Origin of the sequence: Bacillus sp. FSL K6-1145 (genome assembly GCF_038003425.1) — a bacterium.
GTDB classification, from domain to species: Bacteria; Bacillota; Bacilli; order Bacillales; family Bacillaceae; genus Bacillus; species Bacillus pumilus.
The window spans coordinates 614,786-632,619 of the sequence record NZ_JBBOPC010000001.1 but is presented as its reverse complement, the minus strand read 5'-3'; the positions used below and the strand labels follow the sequence as shown (position 1 = coordinate 632,619).

The 17,834-nt window shown below is 36.9% G+C and carries 16 protein-coding genes, 1 pseudogene and 1 other annotated feature; of the genes and pseudogenes, 9 read left to right on the top strand and 8 right to left on the bottom strand.

Translation table 11 applies throughout. The features are described 5' to 3' along the window. Positions 1-29: 29 nt before the first annotated feature. Positions 30-203, top strand: a complete 174-nt coding sequence (locus MHH41_RS03140) for a Fe3+ hydroxamate ABC transporter substrate-binding protein (RefSeq protein WP_340865664.1) — start codon at positions 30-32, stop codon at positions 201-203. A 44-nt stretch (positions 204-247) separates the two neighbouring features. On the opposite strand, the gene MHH41_RS03135 is transcribed toward MHH41_RS03140, so the two are convergent. After that, positions 248-817 carry a hypothetical protein gene (locus MHH41_RS03135; protein WP_340865662.1) on the bottom strand — a complete coding sequence of 190 codons (570 nt, stop codon included), beginning with the start codon at positions 815-817 and terminating at the stop codon, positions 248-250. Positions 818-955: 138 nt separating this feature from the next. On the opposite strand from MHH41_RS03135, the gene MHH41_RS03130 reads away from it, so the two are divergent. The 4 genes from MHH41_RS03130 to MHH41_RS03115 all read left to right on the top strand — a co-directional run bounded on the left by MHH41_RS03130 (position 956) and on the right by MHH41_RS03115 (position 3,242). After that, entirely contained in the window at positions 956-1,528 is a 573-nt protein-coding gene (locus tag MHH41_RS03130) for a GNAT family N-acetyltransferase (protein ID WP_340865661.1), read from the top strand. Positions 1,529-1,546: 18 nt separating this feature from the next. Beyond that, positions 1,547-1,999: a LytTR family DNA-binding domain-containing protein gene (locus tag MHH41_RS03125; RefSeq protein WP_340865659.1), complete on the top strand. Its 453-nt coding sequence runs from the start codon at positions 1,547-1,549 to the stop codon at positions 1,997-1,999. Between the two features lie 5 nt (positions 2,000-2,004). Beyond that, positions 2,005-2,415: a hypothetical protein gene (locus MHH41_RS03120; RefSeq protein ID WP_137055457.1), complete on the top strand. Its 411-nt coding sequence runs from the start codon at positions 2,005-2,007 to the stop codon at positions 2,413-2,415. A gap of 95 nt (positions 2,416-2,510) precedes the next feature. Beyond that, positions 2,511-3,242, top strand: coding sequence for a CPBP family intramembrane glutamic endopeptidase (locus MHH41_RS03115; RefSeq protein WP_340865657.1), 732 nt, complete (start codon positions 2,511-2,513; stop codon positions 3,240-3,242). A gap of 289 nt (positions 3,243-3,531) precedes the next feature. Here the strand turns inward: MHH41_RS03115 and MHH41_RS03110 are convergent, their stop codons facing one another. From MHH41_RS03110 to MHH41_RS03095, 4 genes and pseudogenes are all read right to left on the bottom strand, one after another. Further along, positions 3,532-4,131, bottom strand: coding sequence for a DUF6037 family protein (locus MHH41_RS03110; RefSeq protein ID WP_340865654.1), 600 nt, complete (start codon positions 4,129-4,131; stop codon positions 3,532-3,534). A gap of 482 nt (positions 4,132-4,613) precedes the next feature. Continuing rightward, positions 4,614-6,497 carry an ATP-binding protein gene (locus MHH41_RS03105; protein ID WP_340865652.1) on the bottom strand — a complete coding sequence of 628 codons (1,884 nt, stop codon included), beginning with the start codon at positions 6,495-6,497 and terminating at the stop codon, positions 4,614-4,616. Next, a complete protein-coding gene (locus MHH41_RS03100; RefSeq protein WP_340865650.1) occupies positions 6,484-7,500 on the bottom strand; it encodes an SIR2 family protein in 1,017 nt (338 codons plus the stop codon). The genes MHH41_RS03105 and MHH41_RS03100 overlap by 14 nt, the downstream gene beginning before the upstream one ends. Before the next feature lie 233 nt (positions 7,501-7,733). Then, a pseudogene (locus MHH41_RS03095) lies at positions 7,734-7,883 on the bottom strand (GMP synthase (glutamine-hydrolyzing)); the annotation flags it as partial. Positions 7,884-8,001: 118 nt separating this feature from the next. On the opposite strand from MHH41_RS03095, the gene MHH41_RS03090 reads away from it, so the two are divergent. From MHH41_RS03090 to MHH41_RS03075, 4 genes are all read left to right on the top strand, one after another. After that, positions 8,002-8,889: an AraC family transcriptional regulator gene (locus tag MHH41_RS03090; RefSeq protein ID WP_340865648.1), complete on the top strand. Its 888-nt coding sequence runs from the start codon at positions 8,002-8,004 to the stop codon at positions 8,887-8,889. Positions 8,890-9,131: 242 nt separating this feature from the next. Next, positions 9,132-9,397 (top strand) — a binding site (T-box leader). Positions 9,398-9,453: 56 nt separating this feature from the next. Continuing rightward, positions 9,454-11,115, top strand: coding sequence for a 2-isopropylmalate synthase (locus MHH41_RS03085; RefSeq protein ID WP_340865647.1), 1,662 nt, complete (start codon positions 9,454-9,456; stop codon positions 11,113-11,115). After that, positions 11,116-12,195: an AraC family transcriptional regulator gene (locus MHH41_RS03080; RefSeq protein WP_340865646.1), complete on the top strand. Its 1,080-nt coding sequence runs from the start codon at positions 11,116-11,118 to the stop codon at positions 12,193-12,195. A gap of 18 nt (positions 12,196-12,213) precedes the next feature. Further along, positions 12,214-12,699, top strand: a complete 486-nt coding sequence (locus MHH41_RS03075; RefSeq protein ID WP_310026611.1) for a YbaK/EbsC family protein — start codon at positions 12,214-12,216, stop codon at positions 12,697-12,699. Positions 12,700-12,778: 79 nt separating this feature from the next. Here MHH41_RS03075 and guaA read toward each other — a convergent pair whose 3' ends face one another. The 3 genes from guaA to MHH41_RS03060 all read right to left on the bottom strand — a co-directional run bounded on the left by guaA (position 12,779) and on the right by MHH41_RS03060 (position 17,805). After that, on the bottom strand, positions 12,779-14,320 hold the full coding sequence (gene guaA, locus MHH41_RS03070) for a glutamine-hydrolyzing GMP synthase (protein ID WP_113386774.1): 1,542 nt from the start codon (positions 14,318-14,320) through the stop codon (positions 12,779-12,781). Positions 14,321-14,505: 185 nt separating this feature from the next. Next, positions 14,506-16,710 (bottom strand): transglutaminase TgpA family protein, encoded by a 2,205-nt coding sequence (locus MHH41_RS03065; protein WP_340865645.1) that lies wholly within the window; start codon positions 16,708-16,710, stop codon positions 14,506-14,508. 9 nt (positions 16,711-16,719) lie between these two features. Beyond that, entirely contained in the window at positions 16,720-17,805 is a 1,086-nt protein-coding gene (locus MHH41_RS03060; RefSeq protein WP_284907745.1) for a DUF58 domain-containing protein, read from the bottom strand. Positions 17,806-17,834: the final 29 nt, after the last annotated feature.

The following is a 17,834-nucleotide window of genomic DNA, read 5'->3' as shown; positions in this document are numbered from 1 at the left end:
AGAAATATCTACAAAAAGGAGTATGTCGATTGTTTCGATTCGAAGAACCCACTTGTGCTAGCTGTCAGAAAAAAATAGAAGGAAACGAAGAAGTGTACGTCAAGCTGGTCTATCCAAAGAGAAAAGGAATGACAGAGGTGAAGGCTTGGCTGAGGAATGAAGGGGTTTTTTATTGTAAGGCATGTTATAAAAAAACAACATAAAAACGAGCATTTCAATAGAATGCTCGTTTTTACTTTCTACTATTTCACTCCTGCTTACTACGAAGTTCAATGAGTGCTAGTGTATTATCATTGAAAAAGAACTCCAAAATGATACCGTTTGATTGATCTTGATATTGTATACCTTTGCTATACCCTTCGACAAACCAGAGCTTCTTGAATTGATCTCCATATGTTTGTATAACAGATGAATAATCTTCTCCAATTTTAACTCCCTTAGATGTTTGAAGATTTTTTTGTTTTGATTGATTGTAAATAGATATAACTCGATGATTTTGATCAACTGATAAGACAAAATCTTGATTTTCTCTTTCCATATAGACTGTCTGTTTAGGATGAGAGAATTGAGAATTCTCCACAAAAGTATGATCTCCCTTGAATGTTTGACCGATCTTAAAATCACCAAGTGATTCATCTGTTAAAGTGATAGAGTGAAAATTAAAAAACATTGCTATCCATACAACTAGTACAGCTCCTCCTAAAACAAAACCTACTATCACTAACACTTTAGAACGAATGATTCCCTTTTTAAATATATAAATCACTGAAGATACGGTGATCATCACGATACAAATCATGATTAGAAAAATGCCCATTGCTCTTATCCTCTTTCTCTTTAGTATAATTCACATGTAAATGATTACCACGATGATAATTTCATATTATACCAAAGCATTCCACAAATTCGACCAGTACAGGTATAATTTAAATAAAATAAACAATAGGAGATAAATATGACTAGAGATAAATTGATATTTCCACAAACATTTCCAACTATTCATACCGAAAGACTAATCTTAAAACATGCAACGACCGAAGACGCTAAGGATATGCACATCTATTTATCTAATGAAACCGTGTGCCGCTACATGGGCATTGATGCACATGAAACCATCGAAGACACAAAAGGAGAAATCAAGTGGTATGACAATATCTTCAAAGAACAAACAGGCATCCGCTGGGGCATTTCTCTAAAAGACAATCCAGCCATTATCGGCAGCTGCGGCTTTCTCCATCTAGAAAAACAGCACTGCCGTACGGAAATTGGCTATGAATTACATCACGATCATTGGAGAAAAGGCATTATGAGCGAAGCGATTGCTGCGGTGCTACGATATGGGTTTCAGGAAATGAACCTGAATCGGATTGAAGCGATTATTGATCCTGAAAATACGTCGTCTGTTCAATTATTGGAGAAGATTGATTTTGTGAGAGAGGGATTATTGAGAGAGTATGAATTGGGTCAAAAGGGGTTTGATGATGTGTATATGTATTCGATTTTAAAGAGAGATTACGAAAAATCCTAATAGACAGAGGAGAAACAAATGAAAACGGATATTCATTTCATCCAAAAGCCGCAATCAGAGTATGTTTCTTTTCACATTTATGAGCTAAATCCTACTATTGAAAAGCTAGTTCAACAAGTGGAGCAATCATCACCCTATTTCCTAGCGCAAGAGCCCACAAAAGAAAGAATGAAGAAGGTCTATTATCACGAGGTTTTATATATAGAAAGCGTCGATAAAAGATCGTTCTTGTATACGTCAGATGGGGTGTTTCTCATAAAGGAAAAGTTATTTGAACTTGAAGAACGGCTTGAAGCGCATGATTATTTGAGGGTATCTAAATCGATGATTCTTAATATTGATCAGATCGCCGCTATTTCTCCTAAAACGAGTGGCCGTTTTGAAGCAAGCCTTATGAATGGAGAAAAGGTAATGATTTCACGTTTTTATATTCAAGCATTAAAAGAGAAGCTTGGGTTACGGAGGAAGTGAACAGGATGAAACGTTATATCACAAATCTTTTGATCACATTTTGTCTGATCTTTACTGCACTCGTATTGATTTACTGTTTCACGTTTGGAACAATGCCCATCTATATTTTACAAGCAATCATGTTCAGTTCCTTTTTTTCAAGCGCCCTGACCTTCTTGCTATATCCAAAACAAACGTACAGCCACAAACGGATTCTTTTTCAACAAATCTTATATATCGTCCTTGTGATGTGTATGATTATGACAACCATCATCATCGTCAGCGGTGAAATCAGTCTCCTTTCGTTCATCGTGAATTTCCTTGTGGTCATGGCATTATTCTTTTTGATGAAGTACCTATTGTATAAAAAAGATCAAGCAACTGCTGAGGAAATCAACGAACTTTTAAAGCAGCGAAAGAAACGAACAACATCTTAAAGTGCATCTTAGGGCTAAATATTGACATGTTAGGAAGATTTAATTGTGACTTATGCTTGATTCCACTACTCTGACGTTAGAGGGGGAATCAAAACATGAAACCAATCACAATCATTCGAAAATCAGTACTTCTACTGTTGTTTTCTTTAATCATCCCAACAAGTGCAGGTGTCTATATATCCATCAAAGAAGTAACCGATCCAACGAACATCTATCTCATCAATGGCTGTGCGATGCTGGCTGGGTGTCTTTTACTTCTATTCATTATTCAAAAAAGTCGTTTTCACTTGAAAGAAATAGGTTTTCGAAAAGGGTCTCTTGGTGTGTGGATATTTCCCATCCTTATCATCGAGGCCATTCCATTTATTGCTGGATTAAATAAGGATCTAACCCTTTCTTCCTTTATAGCACTTTGTTTCTTCATGGTGTGTGTCGGTCTGTTTGAAGAAGGAATCTTTCGAGGCATTCTGTTTCAATATTTAAGACAAATTAACTTGAGCACTGCCATAGGGGGCTCCGCTGTACTATTCGGCCTCGGTCATTCTGCTAATTTACTAAGCGGAAAAAGCCTCACATTAACAGTGGCACAAATCATATTCGCCTTTTTATTTGGATTCGTTGCAGCTGAAATTGTGGCACTCACTAACAGCCTGCAATGGGTCATCATGTGGCACGCGGTGCATAATATCGTGGATCAAATGACAAGTGGGCAAACGTCTGTTGAATTGCAAATGTTTTTACTATCGATTCAATGTGTCATCTTGCTGGTTCTTGCGCTCGTGTTGTGGAGATATTTAAGAAGGAAAAAAGTGAAACATCGTCTATAAATGTATTTTCGACACCGATAAATGAAGTGAACAGGAGATTAATTTTACTCCATCACCCCAATAGAGTAGATCAGTCTTTGATTAATAAGCAAGGTTTAGAATAGCTCAATATCACCAGATGTAAGTGTTACTAGAAACTAGTCACAGAAATGAATTGTAAAACGCCTTATATGTCGCATTCTCCTGCTTTGAAATCAAGTTTAACTTAAACTAGATGTTCACACCTGAAATTTCATTTTGTTTTAGGTTGAACGAATTAAAAAAGGCGTAGTATCACCGCCTTTTTTAATTAAGATTTAGTCTTAAAATTTTTGGGGAAGTCTCTCGTCGATTTATCTGCGTAATTAGGATTGTCTGTCCATCCACTACTTATGTTTCTTTCTTTACATGTACGATATGCTTCTTCTCCAATTAACAATCTTGTTTTCTCTAAATTTTCAGGTGTGGCATTAGATTTGATACCATCGTGAGGTATCCATTTATAAAAATAAATTTTATTTTCTTCTTCAACAATTTTTCGATAGGGAGCAATATCAGCAGGAACAAGACGATCATTTTCTGATATATTATGAGGAACTCTGTCATTGACATAACTTAGAAAAGCATTAGTGCTAAATTTGTTTTTATCATCTCTCTTTATACCTAATATCTCACATAATCGATAATACTTATCTTTTTCTATGTAAGAGTTGACTTTAAAATCTTTTTTAATTTCAAATTCCAAATAAAAATTCTTTCCTCTAGCTGCTAATATTAATTTAAATGGGGCCTTATCAATAAGAAAAAGACATTTAAATAGTACTCCCTTAATTGAGAATTCAAATTTGGATCGATCAATATTTTTTCTTCTCATATCCTTATAAAGTAATTTTAGGTTATTTAATTCCAAACATTCGACACCTCTCTTTTATTAGAATAACTACGTTCTATGTTTCTACGCCTGAATACCTTGAAAGGTTTCATTTGCATGCCTGTTTGTTTCTGTTGTGTAAACAAACACCTTTTTCCTTATCTGAATGTATTTCAACATATTTGAAATTTTCTGTTCCAAGACATAATTTTGCAATTTATTGAACAAGAGCCATCTGGTATATGTAAGAAATTATCTAAGGGAATTTGATAAAGTTGGGCATTTTAAGTGGGATGCTTATTTTGAAAAAGAGTAACTTGACTGAAAACCAAGAGTTTTTAATATCTGAAAAGTCAACTCCTTATATTGAAGGAATTAACTTTGCCAAAGCACCATAATTTTATATTTTGTTTTGTCACATAATACATAAATTGAGTTTTTTCGTTCAAAGATAAAGATGATTACTCTGGATATAAATTTGAATTATGTTCTTTTATTTTTTGTAACAACTCTAAAGTATTTTAAGTTTCACTCCACAAATTAGTAAGCTTGATGTCATCACTAGCTGGGCGGAGCGATTTTTCTTTATCAATTTTCACAAATACAGGAACTTTCATAGCATTACCCGTTATAATCGCTTCACCTTGTCCTAAACTTGGAATCATCTGATACGAACTTTTATCAAGTGTAGGCATAGTGTTCTCAAGCATTCTTAAATCTTTCTCATTCACTAAACGATGAATCAAGTAGTTATGCGTTTGTGAAAGAATCGTGGGGGAAATATCTGCAGGCCTCTGACTTGATAAAGTTAAGAAAAAACCAAACTTTCGTCCTTCTTTAATAATTTCTTCAAAAATAGTTAATCTATAATCTTGCCAGTCATCTCCATTATTCTTATACTCAGAATTTAAAATATTATGAGCTTCATCAATAATTAAGTGTTTAGTTTGATTAACACTGTTTCCAGAAACTAATCTTTTTTGCTCATCATATATCATTTTAGATAATAACATAGGGATTAAGCGAGTGATTTCTTGATTTGCATGAACAAGTGAAATAATATTTATCATTTTATAATCTTCGATAGCCATATCTTTTACTTCTATGACTTTCTCAAGACTCTGAAAAGAAGAGTTAATTCGGCTAAATAGCGGATTTAAATGTTCACGATTTATTTTTCCCCAAGCAGTTCGGTGGACTCTCTGAAAATCTAAAAATATTTTCAATTGGTTTAATGGTGTTATTTCCATATACTTAAAATATCTAGTAAGACTCTCAGATATTGCTTGGATTTTTGAATAATGTAGAGAAGATGGAGCAATACCTTCGTCTGAGCCACTATTGAACCAAATATCTAATGAAGGAATCTTATAATCCCCATTATTATATTGCACAATTTGGTCTAATTCCGAAAAAAGAGACGAATCTTGCAAGTATTTTTTCGCTGTATCTATCCAGTCTTGTAAACTATCTTGATTAGCAGACTTTCCAGATGTTAAAATTTTCTTGAGAGTTCCTGTTACATATACACCAAAACAAAAATTTATCTCTTGAGATATTTCATTAAAACTCGTTATCGAACTTCTTAGAAAAGGGACTTGTGTTGCAGGTCTTGCATCAAAAAGTATTGATAGAATGTCTGCATCAAAAAGGTACTTCTTTTTAACTGGCAATTTTTTTCCTTCATTTAGATTCTGAGTATTAATTTCAAATATTTCTTTATCTTCGTTAGGAACACCAAAAACCCCTTTTTGAGTAACTTCATCAATTTCTGGGGATGAATATTCTCCGTTAAAATCAATTAAGAAAAATTGGGATTTATTTATTATTTGTTTATAAAAATTCGATCTAAATAGCTCCAAATATAATTTATGTAAAGTATTAGACTTCCCACTTCCTGTGTTACCAAATATACCTATGTGAGAAGCAAAGAACTTATTAATTGATAATTGGATTGGTTGATTTTCTAAAATTGATTTTCCAATTTTAATTGTTGATTCATTAGTTTCAATTCCATAAATAATTTTTAACTCTTCTATACTAGTAAGAGAAACCTCATTACCAATCATGGGTACATATTGACTTGTTAATTGAAATTTCCCTTCTTCAATGACTCCTCTAGTCTTCACAGAAATAATTCTATTTATTGAATTTTTAGAATATCTGTTATCAAATTCAGTACTTTTTATAGAGTTTTGTTGATCAATTACTTTCTCATTTGAAACAGTTACTATTATTTTAATCTCATTTTGATTAATAGTAAGATAAGCTCCAATTTTTGGCCCTGCCAATATTTCACCATACCAGATGAATTCTGCGTCATTTGACATGCTGTACATTCCAACTTGTGAGATATCACTATCAACAGAAGTAATTACTCCTAGTTTTTTCTTAGGACTTTCCATCTTTTATGGCCTCCAAACTTGTACCAGATAATAGACAAGTTAAATTTGATAGGTTAAAACTGTGCCAGACCTCTTCACCATTATTCATGTTTACTGTTTTATATTCATCAGAAAAATTTTCAGGAGTTAAAATAGTAAAATTACTTCGCTCTCTCTCGAATCCTAAATTCTGTAAAAAAAACACTCTATCTTTGTCAGTAAATCCAAAAACATATACCATTAATTCTGGATTTTGAATTGCTCTTTTAACCATTTTTGCAATATGCTTATCTTGAAAAGAAAATCCAATTACAAATAAAACTGCTTGTGGCTTGTCTAACTCTAACTGAAAAACTCTAAGCATCTCATGGAAATGATTATTGTAAAAAGTCTCTTGTTCTTCATATCCTGTGGGTTTTACAAGAAGTGGATCATCAACAACACTATTTCTAATAAACACTGTGCCATTATTTATTTCCCAATTCATAGAACCATGAGGTTTTATTAGTGTCAATGAAGGTATTTCATTTGTATAGTTATCATTCAATCCCTTATAAGATACAGTTCGATTATAGTTAGAACCATCAAGTTCTCTTTCAAAATAACCACTAGCACCATCATTAACCACAAATCTATAATTTTGTAGTACTTTGTCAAAAGCTTTCTCAATGAATAAATCATAGTTTGTCGTAAAGAGGTTTGCTGTACGAGAAGTTTGTCTTGAATTTGACAAGTTAAGTATATCTATTATGGTTGAAAGGAAATTTATATAATTATTCAATGTGATAGATATTTCTCTACATCCTTCAATATTATTTAATAAATCTTTACTTACTGCTTTAACTTTTTGTTTTAATTTTTCATTTCTTTTTTCATAATCTTTCTCATCAATCATTCCCATTAAAGGTATAGCAGGTAAGGAATTACCCGAACCAATCAAAAAATTCAACTGCTTTGTAATTGCCATTTTTCTAAGTGTTTTTACTATTTCATCATTGTTATTATTTATCCGTTCGTCAACCATATTACCCTCCTGCTCAACTATTCATTACCACAATTATACAACAATTCACAAAAAATGAATTTAATTTGCAGAAAATATCTATTGATAAAATAACACTAAGTTTACACAGGTCCTCTTCATATAATATTAAAATTCATGGCTAAATTCACAGATAACAAGTTTGAAATTGTGAAAATCACCTTTAAACTCTCACAAATCCCCATTAAATATCATTTTAAGATACCATCTTATTTCTATTCAATCGAAGCAGGCGGCCTAATCCTAATATCAAACACAACACGATTAACATTCTTCACTTCATTCACGATACGTGTTGAGATCTTTTCAAACACGTCCCAAGGGATTCTTGCTCAGTCATTCGTCATACCATCAATAACTGTAACGCACGGATGTCACTTGTGGCTAGAAGGTTCGTTCTAAAATTGCAACATAGCACAAAAAGTCAAGTTTCCTAAAGAGTATTTCCGCTATACTAAACTCGTAAAGCAAGGAGGTGCTCTGTTGTCCTATCAAGAACATGAGAAAACAATTCAAGAAACATTAAATTATATTGAACAACATTTGAAAGACGATTTACCGCTTCAAACTCTAGCGAAACACGCTGGTTATTCTAGGTTTCACTTTCACCGTATGTTCAAAAAAGTGATTAAGAAGTCAGTGGTTGATTATATACGGGAACGTCGAATGACCCAAGCGGCGAAGGATTTAATTCATACGGACCAACGGGCGATTGACATCGCATTGCAGTATCGATTTAGTTCACAGGAATCCTTCACTAGAGCCTTTAAGAAGATATATGGCATGTCACCCGCACGTTATCGGAGATTATTAAGGAATGTGATTAATGAGGAGGAAACAAATATGGCTGGTCATCATAATACACCTACTGGCTGGATTATGACGGGGGATACCCCATCTGACTATGAAACAGGTTTGGATAACAGAATTGTACACAGTGGGACTAACTCCGCTTATTTGAAATCAAAAGATGAAAAAGCTGGAGGTTTCGCAACATTGATGCAGCAAATTAAGTCTGATCGTTATCGAGGAGAACGGCTTCAATTTTCTGCTTTTGTTAAAAGCGAAGATGTGAAAGGCTCCGCTGGTTTATGGATGAGGATAGACCATTCTTCAGGTGAAATTCTTGCGTTTGACAATATGATGAACCGTCCTATTACAGGAACAAATGGATGGAATCATTTTAGTGTCGTACTAGATGTTCCAGTAAAAAGTGAAGTCATTGCGTTTGGCATATTACTACAAGGTCCAGGTCAAATTTGGATGGACGAACTTAGTTTTAAAATTGTAGATGAAAGTGTGCCAGTGACAGAACAAAATACTGTGGATCATTTAGAGGATGAACCAGTGAATTTAAATTTTGAAGGCTAACAGACTGAAGTGAAGAGGAGGTTAATTGCCATGAAAAAAATCAGTGCCATTTTATTGTTCGCTGTGAATTCACTTACCTTTATTTGTGGCCTTGGATTTTTATTTGGTGAAGAGGATACCACATTAAAACAGAAGTAAATGAAGATAAGACACCCATAGGACAAAAAAAATCAATTGAAAAAGATATCCCTACCACTATCTCTTTTTTGTAATCTTGGTATAATAGAAAAAATCAGAAAAATTAGAATGCGATGATAAGGAATAGTACTTGCCGAAATGTTTTCAGAAAGTTGCTGGTTGATGAGAAGCAATAACAAAAAGGCAGGGAACTCACCTTAGAGTAGCCTTAGTGAAATGAAAAAGGATTGATGTAGTTAAGGTCGGTACCCCACCGTTATATGGGAAGGATATAAGATACAACAATCTGTATCCGAATAAGGGCATGATAATGTATGGTTATCATGAAACAGGGGTGGTACCGCGTAAGAAGAAGTCTTTCGTCTCCAAGTTCAATCTTGGAGATGATAGGCTTTTTTTATATTCCAATTACAGGAGGAATCGATGATGTTTAACCACAAAAAATACGAAAAGAAATACTTTTTGCCACCGAACCTTACTTATGATTGGGTGAAGAATGAAACATTAGAGAGTGCTCCGATATGGTGCAGCGTGGACTTACGGGATGGAAATCAAGCATTACCTATTCCTATGAACTTAGAAGAAAAATTAGAAATGTTCCAGTTACTAGTAGAGATAGGTTTTAAAGAAATTGAAATCGCATTTCCAGCTGCTTCTGATACGGAGTTTAAGCTATTAAGGACACTGATTGATCAACATATGATCCCAGACGACGTAACGATTATGGTGATCACACAAGCAAGAGAGCATATTATCCGCCGAACCTTCGAAGCAATTAAGGGGGTACCGAAAGCGATTGTTCATTTATATAATTCGACTTCAGAAGCACAGCGCAGACAAGTATTTAAGAAAACAAAAGATGAAATTAAACAAATTGCCATTGATGGAGCTATTTTAGTAAAAGAACTGGCAGAAAAAACAGAAAGCGATATTTATTTTCAATATAGTCCTGAAAGCTTTCCAGGAACAGAAGTGGATTATGCGTTAGATATTTGTAAGAGTGTTTTAGATATTTGGAAACCGACACCAAATCATAAAGCAATCATCAATATTCCGACAACAGTTGAATATTCAATGCCTCATATCTTCGCAAGTCAGATTGAGTATATACACAAAAATCTGTCTTACCGAGACAGTGTGACATTGTCTGTTCATCCTCATAATGACCGTGGCTCTGGGGTGAGTGATGCAGAATTTGGTGTGCTAGCTGGTGCAGAAAGAGTCGAAGGTACATTATTTGGTATCGGTGAACGTACGGGGAACGTAGACTTGATTACTTTGGCGATGAATATGTACTCACAAGGTTATGATCCAAAATTGAATTTCAATAACCTAGAAGCGATTCGTAAAAAATATGAAAAACTAACCAAAATTACTGTTCATGAGAGACAGCCATATTCTGGTGAGATGGTTTTCACCGCATTCTCTGGGTCACATCAAGATGCTATATCTAAAGGTATGAAATATAGAAAGGAAAATCATGTTGATAAATGGGACGTTCCGTATATCCCAGTAGATCCAGTTGACTTGGGGAGGAATTATCAAACGGATGTGATTCGAATCAATAGCCAGTCTGGAAAAGGCGGCATAGGCTATATACTAGAAACAAATTATGGCATTCAACTTCCTTATCAAATGAATGAAGCCATGGGATATGAAGCGAAGAAAGTATCTGATCAGACAAATAGGGAATTGTCTGTCGAAGAAATATATCATGTATTTGAAGAACAGTATGTTGATTTTCACCCTCATTTCCAGGTGCTTGATTATCAATTTCATAAAGGAGAGAAGCAGGAAGTCACCTTAACTTTGCTGAGAGATCATCAACAAATTGAAATACAAGGAACTGGCACTGGAAGTTTAGATGCAATCAGTCATGCGTTAAAAGCTTACTTTAATCTCGAGTATGTTTTGGAAGTCTATGAGCAGAATTCTTTGGGCAAGGATTCTCAAGCAAAAGCCTGTGCACAGATTGGTATTTCATATCAAGGAAAAATGCATTGGGGTGCTGGAATTGATAAAGATATTATTGAAGCAACAGTGAAGGCCCTGGTGGTTGCAGTAAATAAGCTAGAGGTTTGGATGTAGATGGAAAAAGATAAACTTGAAAAACATGAAGCGATGCAATATTTAAGAGAATATAACGAGCAAGAAATCTTTTATCAACAATACCAACAGAAAAGGCATGACAATCAATCATTGCAATTATTTTTGAAGGATTATGATCAAAACAATTTAATGCATAAGCAAATATATATAGAAGAATTTTTGCTTAAAGGGCAGAACGAATTTGAAAAAGAGGATACCATGTGGTTAGGTCAGGAGAAAGATATCGAAGTGAGAAAGTATAGCCGTTTTATGCCTCCATTGTCGGCTATCCATGATTTCTTTGAGATGATCTATGTTCTGGAAAATGAGATGTATTTAGAAGTGGAAGATAAAAAAATGACTTTAAAATCAGGAGATATTGCCTTTATTCCACCTGATACAATACACAAGCCAATTGTCATGGAGAATACAATCGCAATCCAAATCATGATCCGTAAAAGTACTTTTCAAAAAGTGTTTTTTAAAATGTTAAAAGGCAATCATGTCATTTCAGAGTTCTTTTTGAATGCATTGTATATAAAAGAAAATAAAAATATTCTTATTTTCCATAGTCGCTTGGATGAAAATTTGCTAGACTGCTCTCTTCAACTATTTACAGAAAATTATAATCGGTTTCCTAGTTACCAATTGATTATGAATAATTTGTTTGAGATATTATTATGCCTCTTATTAAGATTCAAACCAAGTCATATGAACGTAAATCAAGTCAAACAATATAGTGATATACGTATTATTCAAATGCTCCAATATATTCAGCAATGTTGTGAGCATATCACAATCCAGGAGATGGCAGAGGAATTTAACCTTTCACAATCTTATCTGTCAAAATATATAGCTCGTAAGCTTGGCAAATCATTTAGTGAGATTCGACAAGAAATAAGATTGGAAAAAGCCTGCGAAATGCTCACTGGTAGTGATTTGAAAATAGATGATATTGCGACAGCTGTTGGTTATCAAAATGTAGAGCATTTCATTCGTTTATTTAAGAGAAAGTTTCACCTAACACCACATCAATATCGTTTAAATAATAAAGTCGAGCAAACTTCAAATCAATACTAATAAAAAGGAGAAATCATCATGTCGATCAAGAAAGTAAAAGATTATTTTAAACAATATGATATGGATACTCGAATTCAAGAATTTTCAGTATCTAGTGCAACCGTAGACTTGGCTGCTTCTGCATTGGGCTGCGAACCTGAAAGAATCGCAAAAACACTCTCCTTTCTAGTAAATGGACAAGCTATTTTAGTTGTGACCTCTGGCGATGCAAAAGTTGATAACAAAAAATTCAAGGAATATTTTAAAACAAAAGCTAAAATGCTGCCTCCTCATGAGGTCGTTGACTTGGTCGGTCATGAAATTGGCGGAGTATGTCCTTTTGCTATAAAGAATGGCGTTTCTGTTTATTTAGATATTTCACTAAAACGTTTTGAGACAGTTTATCCAGCCTGCGGGAGCAGTAACAGTGCGATTGAACTAACAATAAAACAATTAGAAAAATACTCCGGTTATTCACAATGGATTGATGTGTGTAAGGGATGGAATGATTCATTAACGCATTAAAACGGAAGGAAAAAGTGCAATTAAAAATAAAAAAGAGCTAGAGACCCTTGATACACAAAGGTTTCTAGCTCTTTTATAACTATTCCCACTCAATCGTAGCAGGCGGCTTACTCGTAATATCATACACCACGCGGTTCACATGCTTCACTTCATTCACGATACGAGTAGAGATCTTTTCAAGTACATCCCAAGGGATTCTTGCCCAGTCACTCGTCATACCGTCAATCGAAGTAACAGCACGGATGCCGATTGTGTAGTCGTATGTTCTTGCGTCACCCATAACACCTACACTGCGGATGTCTGGGAGTACCGTGAAGTATTGCCAGATGTCGCGATCAAGACCGAAGTTGGCAATTTCTTCGCGTAGAATCGCATCCGATTCGCGGACGATTTCTAGTTTTTCTTCAGAAATTTCACCTAGTACACGGATACCTAGTCCTGGACCTGGGAATGGCTGTCTCCAGACGATGTCGTCAGGAATACCCAGCTCTGAACCTAGGGCACGGACTTCATCCTTGAATAGCGTATTGAGTGGCTCAATCAATTCGAACTGCATGTCTTCTGGAAGACCACCTACGTTGTGGTGAGATTTGATTGTTTGTGCCGTTGCTGTTCCGCTCTCAATGATATCTGTGTAAAGTGTTCCTTGTGCTAAGTAGTCGATTCCTTTTAGCTTGTCCGATTCATCATCGAATACATAAATGAATTCGTTACCGATGATTTTACGTTTTTGCTCAGGATCAGACACACCTTTTAGCTTGTTTAAGAAACGATCTTTCGCATCTACTTTAATCACGTTCATGTTGAAACCTTCGCTAAATGTCTTCATAACCCCTTCTGCTTCGCCTTTGCGAAGAAGACCGTGGTCAACGAAAATACATGTCAGCTGATCGCCGATTGCTTTGTGGATCAATACCGCCACAACAGATGAATCTACACCGCCGCTTAGTGCGCACAATACTTGTTTGTCGCCTACTGTTTCACGGATTTTCTGCATTTCGATTTCAATGAAGTTCTCCATTGACCATTTGCCATCGCAGTCACACACGCCGAAGACAAAGTTTTTCAAAAGGTCATTTCCGTACTCAGAGTGACGAACCTCTGGGTGGAACTGAACGCCATAGAAATTCTTCTCAGCTAAGCTCATCGCTGAGTTTGGACAATGTGCACTTGTTGCATCAACTGTAAAGCCTTCTGGTACTTCAACAACAAGGTCACCATGGCTCATCCATACGACTTGATCAGTCGGAAGGTCTTTGAATAAAGCAGGCGTTCCATTAATGTGGATATCTGCTTTTCCGTATTCACGCTGGCTTGCCGCTTCTACTTTCCCGCCTAAATAGTGAGTCATAAGCTGCATGCCATAGCAAATGCCTAGAACCGGAATGTCTAGATCAAAAATCTTTTCATCACAGCGGAAAGATCCTTCATCATAAACACTGTTTGGTCCGCCAGAAAGGATGATTCCTTTAGGCGCCATTTCTTTAATTTCTTCAGCAGTTAAAGTGTGCGGATGAAGCTCACTGTACACACCAAATTCACGAATACGGCGTGTGATCAGCTGATTGTACTGACTGCCGAAATCTAGAACCAAAATCATTTCATTTACTAAATTTGTCATGGTGTCACCTCTATGTCCAATATAGTTTTTATAAACGCACAGAAAAAATGAGAGGAGAAAACCTGCTCTCAGTGTGAATCACGCTTTTGAAGCGCCCAGACTCACATCCGAACGCTTCAATTTCATGTATTTTAGAAGGTTTTAATATTCACCTATTCTAACAACAGGATGGTACGCGGTCAAGACTATCTCCTGTTTATTAAATTTTCCCATAACTTCGCCGACTGCCGCCAAAGCGCCGATGCATCTTCTCGTCGATAGAGCGCCCGCTCATAGAGCTGCGTCAGCTCTGACATCCGATGATCTCCATCCTTGTCATCGATCAAAGAAGCGAATTCTCTCAGCGTCATGCCAGGTTTTTTCTCAATTCCTCTGCGTTTCAGCTGCTTTAATAGAGCAGCATACGCATAAAAGAATGCTTCCTCCTCTGGCAGACGTTTCACCTTGCTCACAATAAAGAATGGCAGCCAGCTTGCTCTGAATCGATAAAGCAGCCAGCTTATCAATCCTAGAAGGATCATAGCTCCTGCCGCAAAACCAAGGATTGAACCAACATGTACCATATTAGGCTTCGCTTGCGCTGTTTGTTTCTTTGGTTCAGCCGGCTGCGCTGTCTCCTGCTGCTGTGGCTGTTCTGCCTGCTGATCTTCGTTTGTATTAGAGCTAGGCTGATCTTCTTCCTTTTGATCATCATCTGTCTGATCGCTAGAAACCGATTCATTTGTAAAGGTCTCTGGGTTCGTAAACCCTTTTGTCGGTTCGAAGGTCACCCAGCCTCTATTTGGAAAATACACCTCTACCCATGAATGCGCATTGTTATTGGTTACTTCATACACATTGTTTCCATCCATCTGTGTTTCATATAATTGACCTGACGTGTACCCTTTCACCCATCTCGCCGGAATCCCGATCGAACGGAGCATCACAATCATAGAGGATGAAAAATTATCACAGTAGCCGATCATCGTATCAAATAAAAATTGATCCACATAATCTTCATTACGACTAGGCACAGCGACATTTTGCGTTTCATATGAAAACTTCGCTGACCCTAAGTAGTCCTCAATCGCTTTGGCCTTATCGTACATATTATCCTTCGTTTCCGTTAAGCTGTTTGCCAATGTTTTCACTCGCTCTGGCAATGAGGAAGGAAGCTGCAAGTATTCACGGCCAACCTCCTGATTGACCTTTTGCTTTGTCGGTACTTTGATGCTCTGCAAATCCTCAAGGATAAATGTAGGCGATAAGAAGCTGACTTGGTAGTTCCCTAAATTTTTAGGCGGATTTTGAATGGATGGGACGATTTTCTCCGTTTTACCCATTATTTGCAGCGGAATGTTTTCCATTGGCGTCAGCATGATCGTCCCAATCGGATAGACGGCATGATTAAATCGATAGTCCGATTCCATATCGATCCTCGTTTCATGCTCCTCAGTTTTCACACGATTAGTAAACCACCGATTCGGCACATCATGGTCCTTTAGCCGCGTAGGCTTCGTATCATTTGAGGCATCCTCCCAGCCCTTTCCGGTGTAGATGCTCTTTGTTTCGACACGAAAGTAGGACGGCTCCTTACCGATCCATTTAAAGACCGGCGTGCGGTCCTCACTAAACGGTCCGCCAAGCGAAGAATCATCTGTACTATATCCCACCTTATTCTGTCCGGCAGAGCCATCTTGATTCGTCACCGCCTTAAAAAATGGGACAGGATCAGGCCATTTCGGATCAGACTTTGGTAAAGAAGCGCCGAGTGTCGCTGACAGAAGAACGAGCGCCAGCATGGGCAAAAACCACTTTAGGCGCGCCTTCTGCGACACCCGAATGCCTTCAGCCGAACGCAGTCGATCGAAATACAGCAACCCAAGCAAACAAAAACCAAACACCATAATACGAACGATCGCAAAGGTTGCATCATATGGCGTAAACGTATCCAGAATGGTGACATACACAATCGTCATGAGTAAAAAGAAAAAGATACGCTGCTGATAGACCACCCAATAATGAAGCAAGTAGACAAGCAGCCATAACAAAATATAAAACAATAATGTGCGGAAGGAGGGGTACATGTCACTCCACATGCCTGTGCTCATCAAGGTGATATTATCTTTAATATCACCTAATAATGCAGCCGGATAGCTTGGCTCTGCTTGATAAAAGATCAAATATAAGGCGAGTAGAATCAAGCCAGTACAAATAGGAAACGTCACATACCATTTCAAACGAAAGAATGTAAACAAACATGTAAGCCCTATAAAAATGATGAAATAAGACGTATGACTCGTCTCTGTAAAATCTTGAAGCGGTCGAAGCCACTCCCAAAGCAGCAGAAATGCTACAGCATAATAGATGAACAACTCAAAACGGCTTTGCCGCTGATGCGTATGCAGCATAAATGTTTGTCACCTCACAGTTCTTTCGTACAGCCGGTCTTCAAATAAAACGGTCGTGCGTATTCCAGATGCCCTAAGCCGGTCTACAAGCTGTTTTTCTTTTGTCGTGAATCGATCCACGGCTCTCTTCACTAAAAGAACAGTGATGTTCTTTCTGTTTCGATTTCCAAAGAGACTCGCAGCAAGCTCCTCCTGCAGCTGACCCGTGATGACATATTTTCCAGAATGCTGATACTCACTCGCTGCTAACGCCTTATACTCTTGTACGCGAGAAGGGTGATGCTGCACTCTTGTTAAATAATAAAGCATGTCCTCTAAATGAAGTTCTCCTTGATCCACTCGAAAGGCATGCTGATCTCCTAGAGGTACAAGACCTAACGGCACCCCTTTTTTCACTGCCGATTGTAGGACAGATGCTACAATAGACACGACGGTCTCAAAAACTGCTTCATCGGTAAAATCAGCAAACACGACAAGATCCTTTGTTTGATTCTGTTCAAATTCCTTCGTCATCAGCTGACCCCTTCTAGCCGTCGTCTTCCAGTCCACCCAAGCAAAACGGTCGCCTTGCTGATATTCCCTTACGCCTGTTGTCACATGGGTCGGTTCATTTAACCACGAGTGAACCGCTTTGCCTCCATTTTCATTCAATGACTCAGCAGACTCCACCTGAAGATCGAGCATTTTCGGATAAACAAGCAGCTTTTTTTCTAACGGAATGATGACTTCTTTCTCCACAAAACCAAACATATCACCCGTTTTGATTCGAACTGCTGACAAATGATGTTCTCCGCGCATGACATCATTCAATTGATAGGAAAAACGCCACGTTTTCCGAAACCAAGGAAACAGCATTTGCTTCATTTCAATTTGTTCCTGTAAACGAAAGGTGTCCGGCGGATCATCCTCAATCAAGACGTAAACGTATGGAAATAGATTTGTCCGCTTAATTTCAAGGTCAACAGGCAGCACGTCTCCCGCCTTCAAGCGGGTTTGTTGTAAAGTCCTTTTCGCTGTCACTCTCAGCGGAACGAGCGCAAACAGCAAAGCATACAAAGTATATGGTAAAAATGCATAAAAAAGGAACCAGCTCACAAACCCTCCCTGAAACATGGCATAACAAA

Bases quoted from the DNA above. Each gene is read 5' to 3' on its own strand.
- MHH41_RS03115 (WP_340865657.1), top strand. From the start codon at position 2,511: ATGAAACCAATCACAATCATTCGAAAATCAGTACTTCTACTGTTGTTT.
- MHH41_RS03065 (WP_340865645.1), bottom strand. From the start codon at position 16,710: ATGCTGCATACGCATCAGCGGCAAAGCCGTTTTGAGTTGTTCATCTAT.
- MHH41_RS03085 (WP_340865647.1), top strand. From the start codon at position 9,454: ATGTTTAACCACAAAAAATACGAAAAGAAATACTTTTTGCCACCGAAC.
- MHH41_RS03120 (WP_137055457.1), top strand. From the start codon at position 2,005: ATGAAACGTTATATCACAAATCTTTTGATCACATTTTGTCTGATCTTT.
- guaA (WP_113386774.1), bottom strand. From the start codon at position 14,320: ATGACAAATTTAGTAAATGAAATGATTTTGGTTCTAGATTTCGGCAGT.
- MHH41_RS03130 (WP_340865661.1), top strand. From the start codon at position 956: ATGACTAGAGATAAATTGATATTTCCACAAACATTTCCAACTATTCAT.
- MHH41_RS03125 (WP_340865659.1), top strand. From the start codon at position 1,547: ATGAAAACGGATATTCATTTCATCCAAAAGCCGCAATCAGAGTATGTT.
- MHH41_RS03105 (WP_340865652.1), bottom strand. From the start codon at position 6,497: ATGGAAAGTCCTAAGAAAAAACTAGGAGTAATTACTTCTGTTGATAGT.
- MHH41_RS03100 (WP_340865650.1), bottom strand. From the start codon at position 7,500: ATGGTTGACGAACGGATAAATAATAACAATGATGAAATAGTAAAAACA.
- MHH41_RS03135 (WP_340865662.1), bottom strand. From the start codon at position 817: ATGGGCATTTTTCTAATCATGATTTGTATCGTGATGATCACCGTATCT.
- MHH41_RS03075 (WP_310026611.1), top strand. From the start codon at position 12,214: ATGTCGATCAAGAAAGTAAAAGATTATTTTAAACAATATGATATGGAT.
- MHH41_RS03080 (WP_340865646.1), top strand. From the start codon at position 11,116: ATGGAAAAAGATAAACTTGAAAAACATGAAGCGATGCAATATTTAAGA.